Here is an 11,151-nt window from a genome sequence, read left to right on the forward strand (position 1 = left end):
GGGGGTGGGCGCCTATGTCATCGCTTAAGACGACGCATCGCTGGGCGGTCGCTCAGCAAAATCCCGAGCTCGAAAAGGAGCTTTCGGCTGGTCTGGGCATACCCGGGCTGGTGGCGCGCATTATGGTTGCGCACGGCATTGCCTCGATTGAGGAAGGACAGCTATTTTTGACGCCTTCGCTCGATCGCGACTGGGCCGATCCGCTCGTCATTCCGGGCATGTCGGTTGTTGCCGATCGTGTCGAGCGCGCCATCCGCAACCGCGAACGCATCGCCGTCTTTGGTGATTTTGACGTCGATGGCATTACGTCGACTTGTCTGTTGACCGAGGCGCTGCGAACGTTTGGCGCCAATGTCACACCGTTTATTCCGCACCGCTTTGACGAGGGTTATGGCCTTTCGCGCGCGGCGCTCGACCGCGTTAACGAGCTTGCCCAACCCAATCTGATCGTGACCGTCGATAACGGTATCGCGGCTAAGGAGGAGGTCTCCTATCTGGAGAGCCTGGGAATCGATCTGGTGGTTACGGACCACCATGAGCCGTCCGACCAGGTGCCGCAGGGCGTGCCCCTGACCGACCCTAAGCTCGAGGATGAGGGTCCTTCGCGTGAACTTGCCGGCGCCGGCGTGGCGCTCAAGCTGGTGCAGGTCCTGGGTGAGCGTTTGGGCAAGCCGTCGTATTGGCGTTCGCTGATAGAGGTCGCGGCGCTGGGCACCGTGTCCGACATGATGCCGCTCACGCCCGAGAATCGCGCGCTGGTCGCCGAGGGCATCCAGCAGATGCGCGTGACGGCCCGTCCCGGCTATATCGCGCTTGCCGCACTTGCCAAGGCCGACCTTTCTACCATTACGGCCGACGGCCTGTCGTTTTCGCTCATTCCCCGCTTAAACGCCGCCGGCCGCATGGCCGATCCCAAGCTGGCGCTCGACCTGCTGCTTGCCCGCGATCCTATCGAGGCAAGCGCGCTGGCTGCCGAGCTCGAGGAGATCAACCGTCAGCGTCGCGAGATTGAGGCGGAGCTCACGCGCGATGCCATGGCAAAGGTCGAGGAGACCTATGATGGCGGGCGCGCGATTGTCGTGGGCGGCGAAGGCTGGCACGAGGGCGTTAAGGGCATCGTGGCGAGCCGCCTCACCAACCGATATCACGTGCCGGCGTTGCTCTTCTCTATCGAGGACGGTATAGCACGTGGCTCGGGTCGCTCGGTGGGCAAGGTCAACCTGTTCGAAGCCGTCGAGCGCTGTTCCGACCTGCTGATTCGCCGCGGCGGACATGCCGGTGCGGTGGGCGTGACCGTCGAGGCATCTAAGCTCGATGAGTTTCGTCGACGTCTTTCCGCTGTGTTGTCCGAGCTTCCCGCCGAGGACTTTGAGGATACCGACGAGGTTGCCGCCACGGTTGACCTTTCCGAATTGAATATTGAGACCATCGAGCAGATTTCTCGCCTTGAGCCGTTTGGCCAGGGTAATAAGGTGCCGCTACTGGCTGCCGAGGGCGTGACGATGTGTGACCGCGCCGTGGTGGGTAAGACTGGCGAGCATATGCGCTTCGTGGCGACGGATGGCGCCGCAAGTGTGCCGGCCATCATGTTTCGTGTGCCGCAGATCGACAGGCTTATCAATTGCGACAGCGCCGTCGACTTGGTGTTCGAGGCAGTCGCCGAGCATTGGCAGGGACGTGTAAAGCCCAAGCTCATGATTAAAGATGTCTTGGTGCGCGATACCACGGCGCCCAATATCGACGATCCGGCATGTGAGCTTCGCCGTGGCGTGCAGCCGGCGGACTCCGATCTTCGCCTTGAGTCGCGTAAGCGCGAGACGCTTGCCCAGCTTTCCTATACCGAGCTCACGCGCTCGCTCATTCACAGCTTTATCGGATCGAACCAGCCGCACCGCGCACAGGTCGAGGCGCTTGATGCCCTGGCCGATCACCAAAGTGTTCTGGCCGTTATGGGAACGGGGCGCGGCAAGTCTCTGATTTTCCATGTACATGCCGCACGCGAGGCGGTCCTTCGCGGGCGTGCGAGCATTTTTGTCTATCCGCTGCGTGCGCTCGTTGCCGACCAGGCCTATCACCTCTCGTCGACGATGGCCACGCTCGGCATTGGCGTAGGCGTGCTGACCGGCGAGACCGTGGACGCGGCGCGCGATGACGTGTTTGCCGGCTTGGCTTCGGGCCGCACCGGCATCGTGCTCACGACGCCTGAGTTCCTTTCTATCCATCGCGATCGCTTTGCACGTTCTGGACGTATCGGCTTTGTCGTTATCGATGAGGCGCACCATGCCGGTCTTGCCAAAGGCGGCGACCGGTGTGCATACCTCGACATGCCCGATATCCTCAAAGCCCTGGGCGACCCCGTTGTCATGGCGGCAACGGCTACCGCGACGGCTCCGGTTGTGGCAGAGCTTGCTCGCGTATTGCCGATTACCAGCACGGTGGTCGACGAGACCGTTCGCGAGAACCTACAACTCGAGGACGACCGCGACCTTGCGAGCCGCGAAAATCGTCTGGTGTCGATCGTGGCGACGGGGGAGAAGACCGTTATCTATGTGAACTCGCGCGACCAGTCCGTGGCGCTTGCCAAGACGTTGCGCAAACGCGTGCCCGACTGTGCGACCCATATCGCGTTCTATAACGCTGGGCTTGCGCGCTCCGATCGCCGCCGTATTGAGGAAGCCTTTAGAGACGGAAGTCTCAGCTGCATCGTTTCAACTTCGGCCTTCGGTGAAGGCGTCAACCTGCCCGATATCCGTCATGTCGTGCTCTACCACATGCCGTTTGGCGCGATTGAGTTTAACCAGATGAGTGGCCGTGCCGGCCGCGATGGACAGCCCGCCGTGATTCACCTGCTCTATTCGTCGCGTGACGCTCGTATTAACGAGCGCCTGCTCGACTGCTATGCGCCCGAGCGCGATGAGCTCGTCACGCTCTATCGAGCGCTGCAGACCATGTGGCGCTCTAACCGTGGCAAGACGGGGGACGATTCATTCTGCGCAAGCGATATCGACATTGCGCAGATGTGCCTTGCAATCGACGCGCGCACGCCGGTCGATGAGCGATCGGTGGCAAGCGGCCTGGGAATCTTCGAAGAACTCGGTTTTTGCCGGGTTTCGGGGTTTGACGATACGCGTCGCATCTCAATGGCGGAAAACCCCGGCCGCGTGCAATTGAGCAGGTCAATTCGCTATTTGGAGGGCTTGCGCTCGCGTATGGAGTTCTCGGCTTTCCGGAGTTGGGCGCTCGATTCATGCGCTTCTGATATGCTAGCCAAAGTTAACCGCCCGATCGTACCGCGGGCCTAGGGAAGGGGAGCTCGATGGATGCCGCAGCCCGTACCGCCCATGATTCCACCCTCCAGCCGTTTTCGGAGATGGAGCACTATAAGCATGCCGATGAGCTGCCGCCCGAGATTATGGCGGACAGCTACGACAAGCTGGAGCGTCTGTGCCTCAAATATATGAATGAGGACGACTTCTCCAAGGTGGAGCAAGCCTACTGCTTTGCTGCCGAGAAGCACTGCAACCAAAAGCGGCGCTCGGGTGAGATGTACATCAACCATCCCGTCGAGGTTGCCATCATTTTGGCCGATCTCAAGATGGACTGCGATGTGGTGTGCGCCGCGCTGCTGCACGATACCGTCGAGGATACCGAGACCTCGCTCACCGATGTTTCCGGCCTATTTGGCGATACGGTGGCCGAGCTTGTCGATGGCGTGACCAAGCTCACCAACATCGAAGTCGACAGCATGGACGAGAAGCAGGCGCTTACGCTGCGCAAGATGTTCCTCGCCATGTCCAAGGACATCCGCGTCATCATCGTTAAGCTCGCCGACCGCCTGCATAACATGCGCACGCTTGCCGCCCTGCGCGAGGATCGCCGCCTGTTTAAGGCGCGCGAGACCATGGACGTGTACGCGCCTCTGGCCGACCGCCTGGGCATGAGCTCAATCAAGTGGGAGCTCGAGGACCTGTCCTTTTTCTACTTGGAGCCCGATGCCTACCAGCGCATCTCGCGCATGGTAGCCGAGTCGCGCGAGGTTCGCGAGCGTTATCTGGCCGAGACTATCAAGACGCTCACCGACGAGCTCAACCGCATTGGCCTGGAGGACTTTCAGATCAACGGCCGTTCCAAGCACTATTGGTCCATCTACCAAAAGATGAAGCGCAAGGGCAAGGAATTCTCCGAGATCTACGACCTGGTGGCACTGCGCGTCATCACGCATTCGGTGCGCGATTGCTACTCCGCGCTCGGCGCGGTGCATACGCTGTGGCACCCCATGCCCGGTCGCTTTAAAGACTATATCGCTATGCCCAAGGTCAATAACTACCAGTCGCTCCATACGACGGTTATCGGCCCCACGGCCCGCCCGCTCGAGATTCAGATTCGAACCTATGAGATGCATGAGCAGGCCGAGTACGGCATCGCCGCCCACTGGCTGTACAAGAAGTCGGGCGGATCGTCTGCCTCCAAGACCAACGATGCGCAGCGTCTGGACGATCAGATTAACTGGCTCAAGCACTCACTCGACTGGGCGGCGTCTGACGAGATCACCGATGCCAAGGAATACCTGCACTCACTGAAGGTCGACTTGTTTGACCAGGAGATTTTTGTCTTTACACCCAAGGGTGAGGTCATGGCGCTTCGTGCCGGCTCTACACCGCTCGACTTTGCCTACGCCGTTCATACCGAGGTCGGCAACCACTGCGTCGGCGCCAAGATTAACGGTGCGGTGGCGCCGCTCACGCACGAAATCAAGACGGGTGACCGTGTCGAGATTCTGACTAACAAGAGCTCCAAGCCGTCGCGCGATTGGCTCAAGATCGTCAAGACGCCTTCGGCCAAGTCAAAGATTCGCCGCTACTTCGCCGCCGCGACCAAAGACGATGACGCTGCGGCCGGCCGCGATATACTGGCCAAGGACCTGCGCAAGCGCGGGTATGGCATCTCTACGCCGCGATCCACGCGCGCGCTTAATGCCGTGGCGGAGCAGTTTAACTACAAGCAGCTCGAGGACCTGTTCGCCGCCGTTGGTGCGGGCAAAGTCGCCCCACGTGCCGTGGGCAATAAGGTCGAGCAAATCTTGGACCCCAAACCCGAGGAACAGCTCACCAAGGCCGAAGCCATCGCCGAGGTCGTCAAGCAGCCCGCCCGCGGCTCCAACCGCAAGCCGCAAAAGCGTGGCAAGAGCGCGAGCAACGGCATTATCGTCAAGGGCGAAAGCAACAGCGGCCTGCTGGTTCGTCTAGCGCATTGCTGCAATCCGGTGACGGGCGACGATATTGTTGGCTTTATCACGCGCGGCCGAGGCGTCTCGGTGCATCGTGCCAACTGCCCCAACGTCAAGGGTCTCATGGAGCATCCCGAGCGCATGATTGACGTGGAGTGGGATGGCGCCGCCGATACGCTTTTCCAGGTCGAGATTGTGGTCGAGTGCCTGGATCGTATGGGCCTGCTCAAGGACGTCACCATCGCCATTGGCGATGCGGGCGGCAATATCCTTTCCGCCGCTACCTCGACCAACCGCGAGGGCATTGCGACCCTGCGTTTTATGGTCGAGATTTCGGATGCGAGTGGCCTGGATCCGCTACTGGCATCGATTAGCAGCGTCGACTCGGTCTACGATGCACGCCGCTTGATGCCTGGCGAGGGCGGGGCTCAGCTCAAGCGTCGCGTATAGGCGCGACGAACACGCGACAGTAATGATATTGGCTGCGTTCGAGGCATCGTTTGATGCCTCGACGTTTATAGAAGGAGGGCGCACGCATGGACGCTACGGCTTTGGATTTAACCCCTCGGGGTACGGCTTCGATTGAGACGCTTGTAAACGGCCCCATTCAGACCAACAGCTACGCCGTGATTTCGAGTGGCGAATGCCTGATTATCGATCCCGCTTGGGAAGGTGAGAGCCTCGTTGCGCATATCCGAGCCGAACACCCTGGCGTGCGTGTGCTCGGTTCCGTATGTACGCACGGTCATGCCGATCATGTTGGCGGTGTCGCTGGAGTTTGTGCCGCCGTCGGCGCTAACGCCCTGTACGAGCTATGCGGCAAGGACGCAGCTGTGCCGCATGAGAATATCGAGGAACAGCGAGCGATGTGGGGTATCGATACGCCCGATCCGGGCGAGCCGACGCGGCTGCTTGCCGAGGGCGATACCATTGAGCTAGGCGACATTTATCTGCAGGTTATCGAGGTGCCCGGGCATACGCCGGGCGGCATCGTCCTATTCGCCGCAACAGAGCAGGGAAATATCGCTTTCGTGGGGGACACGCTCTTTCCCGGCAGCCACGGCCGTACCGATCTTTCCGGCGGAGACGAGGCGGCGATTCTGCGCTCGCTTTCCAAGCTCGCCCGGCTTCTCCCGCCCGATACCGTTTGCCTAACCGGCCATGGCGATTCGACCACCATGGCACGCGAGCTCATGCAGAACCCTTTCATGCAGGTGTAGCTTTATAGTCAGCTTCTGAAGCACGAGAAGCGTCCAGACGTCAAGCTATTTTTCCCCAACGGGTCGATTCCGTAGGGCAAACGGTCAAAAAAAGTCTGTTTGGACGATATTCCTGAACAAACGAACGTTTATGCTCGGGTACGCCGTGGTAAAATCTCAGGCGTTATCGGAGCAACCTTACAGGAGGTTTCTTTTATGCTCGTCAACGCAGCAGACATGCTCAAGAAGGCCGAGGCCGGCAAGTACGCTCTCGGTGCCTTCAACACCAACAACCTCGAGTGGACCCTGGCTATTCTCCAGGCCGCCGAGGAGGCCAAGTCTCCGCTGATCCTTCAGTGCACCGCTGGTGCCGCTAAGTGGATGGGCGGTTTCAAGGTCTGCGCCGACATGGTCAAGGCTGCCGTCGAGGCCACGGGCGTTACCGTTCCCGTCGCCCTTCACCTCGATCACGGTTCTTACGAGGACTGCTTCAAGTGCATCGAGGCCGGCTTCACGTCCATCATGTATGACGGCTCTCACGAGGAGACCTTCCAGCTTAACCTCGACCGCACCAAGGAGCTCGTTGAGCTTGCCCACTCCAAGGGCATGTCCATCGAGGCCGAGGTCGGCGGCATCGGCGGCACCGAGGACGGCGTGACCTCCAACGGTGAGCTCGCTGATCCTGCTGAGTGCAAGCAGATCGCTGACCTGGGCGTCGACTTCCTCGCCTGCGGCATCGGCAACATCCACGGCGTGTATCCCGCCGACTGGGCTGGCCTTTCCTTCGAGCGTCTGGGCGAGATCAAGGCTCAGACCGGCGACCTGCCCCTCGTTCTGCACGGTGGTACCGGCATCCCCGAGGATCAGATCAAGAAGGCCATCTCCCTGGGCATCTCCAAGATCAACGTCAACACCGACCTGCAGCTCGTCTTCGCCAAGGGTGTCCGCGAGTACATCGAGGCTGGCAAGGATCAGCAGGGCAAGGGTTTCGACCCCCGCAAGCTTCTTAAGCCTGGTCGCGACAACATCGTTGCTCGCACCAAGGAGCTCATGGAGGAGTTTGGCTCCGTCAACAAGGCGTAAGCGTCGCTAAACTACCCGCCGGAAGCCCCGTCCCCCTACACTGTTTCCTTTGCGCTCACCTGGCTTCGCCAGAAGTCGCGCCAAGGAAACAGTTCCGGGGGACGGGGCTTCCTTTGTTTAACGCCGCAGGGTTACTGGGCTGAATTATTTATTTGACTACCGTTCGGCGGTGTTGATGGCTCCTTTGTTGGGGCTTTCTTTTTATCTCGGTACAATGGGCTTCAAGGGTTCTAGTGACTTGGAGTTTTGGTATGGCTGTAATTAACGTGTCGCCTGCTGATGGGAAGGTTATTGCCGAGGGGCCGGTTGGGTGCTTGGTTGATGTTTGCTGTGATGACTTTCGCCATCTCGATATTGGACTGCCGCCCGAGATCCTGCGTTTAAAGGATGCAGGGTATCTTTCGCAGGCTATTGAGGCTTGCGATCGCCTGCTTGCCCAAGATCTTGATTCCTCGCTTGCTGCCTGCGTTCGCGCCGAGCGGTATCGTATGATCGAGACGCCGCTTCATTTTTCGGTGTCGCGTGATCGGGCTATCGAGATGATCCGCGAGGAGTGGCCTGAGTTTACCGATGAGCAGTTTGACGACCTGATTGAGCGCAAACGTATCGATTGGCGCTTTATCGATGGCGAACTGTTCGTTCTTGACAACTTCCTTGATTCTTTGCGCGTGTATCCCAAGGAGGTTCCGGGCCTGCGTCCCGATTCTGCGGATGGAATTGCACTGCGCAACCAGATGCTCGAGGAGATGGAGTCGCAGGGCGGGCTGTCTCGCACTATTACGCTTAAGGCATCCGTGTCTGTCCCCGGGGCTCTGGAGGGAGAGGCTGTTCGCGCGTGGCTACCCGTTGCCGCCACCTGTCGTCAACAGTCTCATATCGAGGTTCTCGATATGACGTCGGAGGGTACCGTTGCCTCTGAAGACGCTTCGGCTCGTACTGCCTCTTGGACATCTTCGACTAAACATTCATTCTCGGTGACCTATCGCTATCAAATCGATGCCGCTTATCGCGATATCTATGGGGGTGCGCTTCCGGCGCATCCGTGTATGGACGCGCCCCTGCCCGAGGACACCTCCGAGGACCGTCCGCACATTGCGTTTACGCCGTACCTGCGACAGCTGACGGAGCGTGTTATTGACGGGCTCGAGGATCCGCTCGATTGCGCTCGTGCTATCTATGATTACCTGACACAGCATATCGACTATCGCTATCAGCCACCGTACCTGCTTTTGGGATCTATTGCCGATGACTGTGCACACTCGCTCCGCGGCGATTGCGGTGTTATGGCGCTCACGTTTATCACCATGTGCCGCATTGCGGGCGTTCCTGCCCGTTGGCAGAGCGGCCTGTATGTTGCGCCCGATTCGGTGGGGCCGCACGATTGGGCTGAGTTCTATACGCCGCAGACCGGTTGGCTCAACGCCGACGTGTCATTTGGATCTTCTGCTCGCAGGATGGGGGAGGAATGGCGCCGCCGCCACTACTTTGGCAACCTCGATCCGTGGCGCATGGTGGCAAACTGTCGGTTCCAGGCGGGGTTTGAACCTGTCTTTAATGGCATGCGCGAGGACCCCTACGATAACCAGATGGGTGAGGCTTCGGTCGACGGTCGCGGATGTCGTCAGCGCGAGATGCTCCGCACGGTCGAACTCATCGAAATGCTCGAAGTTCCATTTTCGGACTAATCGGCAGAAAGCTGTGATAAACTAACTCACGCATTACGTGCCCGAGTGGCGGAATTGGCAGACGCAGTGGACTCAAAATCCACCGTTGGCAACAACGTGCGAGTTCGAGTCTCGCCTCGGGCACCATACATGCAGCTGAGCGTTCAAGGGGGTCAAGACCCCCTTTTTCGTGTACGTAATGTGATAACGCGCTGCGCGTGTTATTATTCGCAAGGCGTTGTTCCCGCAATGCCCTAAAGAGGAACCCGAGGGTTCCCACCTTTTGGCGCCAATGAGCAGCTGACTGGTCATACAACTTAGATTCCCTTCCTCGTATCGAGGATGTCTATGTGTACGACCTGGTTGCAAAGAAGCGCCGGGTTATTTTTTTATGAATGGAGGTAGGGAAAATAGCTAAGTCTGATGACACCCGCATCAACGACGAGATCACTGCATCTTCGTGCCGTTTGATTGGCGTCGATGGCTCTCAGCTCGGCCTGTTCGCCATCCGCGATGCCCAGCGCGTCGCTGACGATCAGGGTCTCGACCTGGTCGAGATCGCTCCCAACGCGGAGCCGCCGGTTTGCAAGGTCATGGACTACGGTAAGTTCAAGTACCAGCAGGCCATGAAGGCCAAGGCCGCTCGTAAGAACCAGTCTAAGGTCGAGGTCAAGGAAATGAAGTTCCGACCCAAGATCGACGTTGGCGATTACGAGACCAAGAAGGGCCACGTTCTACGTTTCCTCAAGAAGGGCGCACGCGTTAAGATCACCATCATGTTCCGCGGCCGTGAGATGGCTCACCCGGAGCAGGGTCTTAACGTTCTCGAGCGTCTCGCCGAGGATCTCAAGCCTTACGCTACGGTCGAGTCCAAGCCTAAGATGGAAGGCCGTAACATGCTTATGCTGCTCGCCCCGATTAAGGGCGCCTTCGATGAGAATAAAGCGGCAAGCGATACCAAGTAACTAGTGTTCTGTAACCGATTAAGGAGTATTTCATGCCTAAGATGAAGTCCCACAGCGGCACCAAGAAGCGTTTCCGCAAGACTGGTACCGGCAAGCTTATGCGCGCCAAGGCTTTCAAGAGCCACATCCTGAGCAAGAAGTCCACCAAGCGTAAGCGTGGCTTCCGTCAGGAGACCGAGATCGCCGCTGCCGACCGCAAGGTCATCAAGTCGCGTCTCGCCTAAGTTCGCGTTCCCGTTTTTCGTTTAACCGTCTAGGAGTTGATAGAACATGGCACGTATTAAGCGCGCTGTTGCCGCCAAGAAGAAGCGCCGTACCGTTATGCACCGTGCGAAGGGTTACTACGGTGCCGCTTCGCGTACTTACAAGCATGCTAAAGAGCAGGTCCAGCACTCCCTGCAGTATCAGTATCGTGACCGTCGCAACAAGAAGCGCGAGATTCGCTCTCTCTGGATCACCCGCATCAACGCTGCCGCTCGCCTGAACGACATCTCTTACTCTCAGTTCATGCACGGCCTGAAGGTTGCCGGTATCGAGCTCGACCGCAAGGTCCTGGCTCAGATGGCTTACGAGGACATCGAGTCCTTCAACGAGCTGGCTGCCATTGCCAAGAAGGCTCTCGAGGCCTAATAGATTCTGTTGAATCGCTAGGGGAGTGTCGCACTGTGCGCGGCACTCCCTCTTTTTTATCGAAAGCGCTGGTTTATATTGTAAAAGCGCGGGTAGATAGACACTTACAGGTGACCGATCTGTATATATCTCCTAACCGAAGGGTCATCATCTGATACGTGCAGTATTTCTGCACCAGCCTTTCTATTACTTATATAGGAAGCGATATGTTGTGTAGGACTTGTGAAGAGTGGAATTGACGTCCCACTCGGCTTCGCGGTCTGGCAATATATCTCCTTGCCGCGCGGCCCGGTCGGACCGGATGAGCCGCGCAGGCGTGCACCTTGAGAACCGGATACTGCGAGGATGGACACTTCAAGTGTCGCATCCGGGCAGACATCGAA

9 protein-coding genes and 1 tRNA gene are annotated in these 11,151 nt (G+C 58.7%); 9 read left to right on the top strand and 1 reads right to left on the bottom strand.

All coding sequences use genetic code 11. The features are described 5' to 3' along the window. Window positions 1–14 precede the first annotated feature (14 nt). The 9 genes from recJ (at window position 15) to rplT (ending at window position 10,768) form a co-directional block, all read left to right on the top strand. On the top strand, window positions 15–3,302 hold the full coding sequence (gene recJ / locus V2391_RS06990; RefSeq protein WP_329738757.1) for a single-stranded-DNA-specific exonuclease RecJ: 3,288 nt from the start codon (window positions 15–17) through the stop codon (window positions 3,300–3,302). A 14-nt stretch (window positions 3,303–3,316) separates the two neighbouring features. After that, complete coding sequence (locus V2391_RS06995; protein ID WP_329738758.1) at window positions 3,317–5,677, top strand: RelA/SpoT family protein; 2,361 nt, start codon at window positions 3,317–3,319, stop codon at window positions 5,675–5,677. A gap of 86 nt (window positions 5,678–5,763) precedes the next feature. Next, the gene (locus V2391_RS07000) at window positions 5,764–6,447 is read left to right on the top strand and encodes an MBL fold metallo-hydrolase (protein WP_329738759.1); all 684 of its coding nucleotides are present in this window, start codon (window positions 5,764–5,766) and stop codon (window positions 6,445–6,447) included. A 195-nt stretch (window positions 6,448–6,642) separates the two neighbouring features. Further along, window positions 6,643–7,509: a class II fructose-1,6-bisphosphate aldolase gene (gene fba, locus V2391_RS07005; protein ID WP_006234429.1), complete on the top strand. Its 867-nt coding sequence runs from the start codon at window positions 6,643–6,645 to the stop codon at window positions 7,507–7,509. 251 nt (window positions 7,510–7,760) lie between these two features. Continuing rightward, on the top strand, window positions 7,761–9,194 hold the full coding sequence (locus V2391_RS07010; protein ID WP_329738760.1) for a transglutaminase-like domain-containing protein: 1,434 nt from the start codon (window positions 7,761–7,763) through the stop codon (window positions 9,192–9,194). Between the two features lie 39 nt (window positions 9,195–9,233). After that, window positions 9,234–9,320, top strand: a tRNA-Leu gene (locus V2391_RS07015). Between the two features lie 248 nt (window positions 9,321–9,568). Then, entirely contained in the window at window positions 9,569–10,138 is a 570-nt protein-coding gene (infC, locus tag V2391_RS07020; RefSeq protein ID WP_329738761.1) for a translation initiation factor IF-3, read from the top strand. Between the two features lie 32 nt (window positions 10,139–10,170). After that, window positions 10,171–10,362: a 50S ribosomal protein L35 gene (gene rpmI / locus V2391_RS07025; RefSeq protein ID WP_006234422.1), complete on the top strand. Its 192-nt coding sequence runs from the start codon at window positions 10,171–10,173 to the stop codon at window positions 10,360–10,362. 46 nt (window positions 10,363–10,408) lie between these two features. Next, window positions 10,409–10,768 (top strand): 50S ribosomal protein L20, encoded by a 360-nt coding sequence (rplT, locus tag V2391_RS07030; RefSeq protein ID WP_022094123.1) that lies wholly within the window; start codon window positions 10,409–10,411, stop codon window positions 10,766–10,768. A gap of 104 nt (window positions 10,769–10,872) precedes the next feature. Here the strand turns inward: rplT and V2391_RS07035 are convergent. Next, a partial coding sequence (locus V2391_RS07035) for a hypothetical protein (protein ID WP_329738762.1) occupies window positions 10,873–11,151 on the bottom strand: 279 nt, incomplete at its 5' end.

This window comes from Collinsella sp. CM84Y_54, from assembly GCF_036317945.1.
Taxonomy (GTDB): domain Bacteria; phylum Actinomycetota; class Coriobacteriia; order Coriobacteriales; family Coriobacteriaceae; genus Collinsella.

Coding starts and splice junctions, on each gene's coding strand:
- rplT (WP_022094123.1), top strand. CDS start 10,409: ATGGCACGTATTAAGCGCGCTGTTGCCGCCAAGAAGAAGCGCCGTACC.
- fba (WP_006234429.1), top strand. CDS start 6,643: ATGCTCGTCAACGCAGCAGACATGCTCAAGAAGGCCGAGGCCGGCAAG.
- rpmI (WP_006234422.1), top strand. CDS start 10,171: ATGCCTAAGATGAAGTCCCACAGCGGCACCAAGAAGCGTTTCCGCAAG.
- infC (WP_329738761.1), top strand. CDS start 9,569: ATGGAGGTAGGGAAAATAGCTAAGTCTGATGACACCCGCATCAACGAC.
- V2391_RS07010 (WP_329738760.1), top strand. CDS start 7,761: ATGGCTGTAATTAACGTGTCGCCTGCTGATGGGAAGGTTATTGCCGAG.
- V2391_RS07000 (WP_329738759.1), top strand. CDS start 5,764: ATGGACGCTACGGCTTTGGATTTAACCCCTCGGGGTACGGCTTCGATT.
- V2391_RS06995 (WP_329738758.1), top strand. CDS start 3,317: ATGGATGCCGCAGCCCGTACCGCCCATGATTCCACCCTCCAGCCGTTT.
- recJ (WP_329738757.1), top strand. CDS start 15: ATGTCATCGCTTAAGACGACGCATCGCTGGGCGGTCGCTCAGCAAAAT.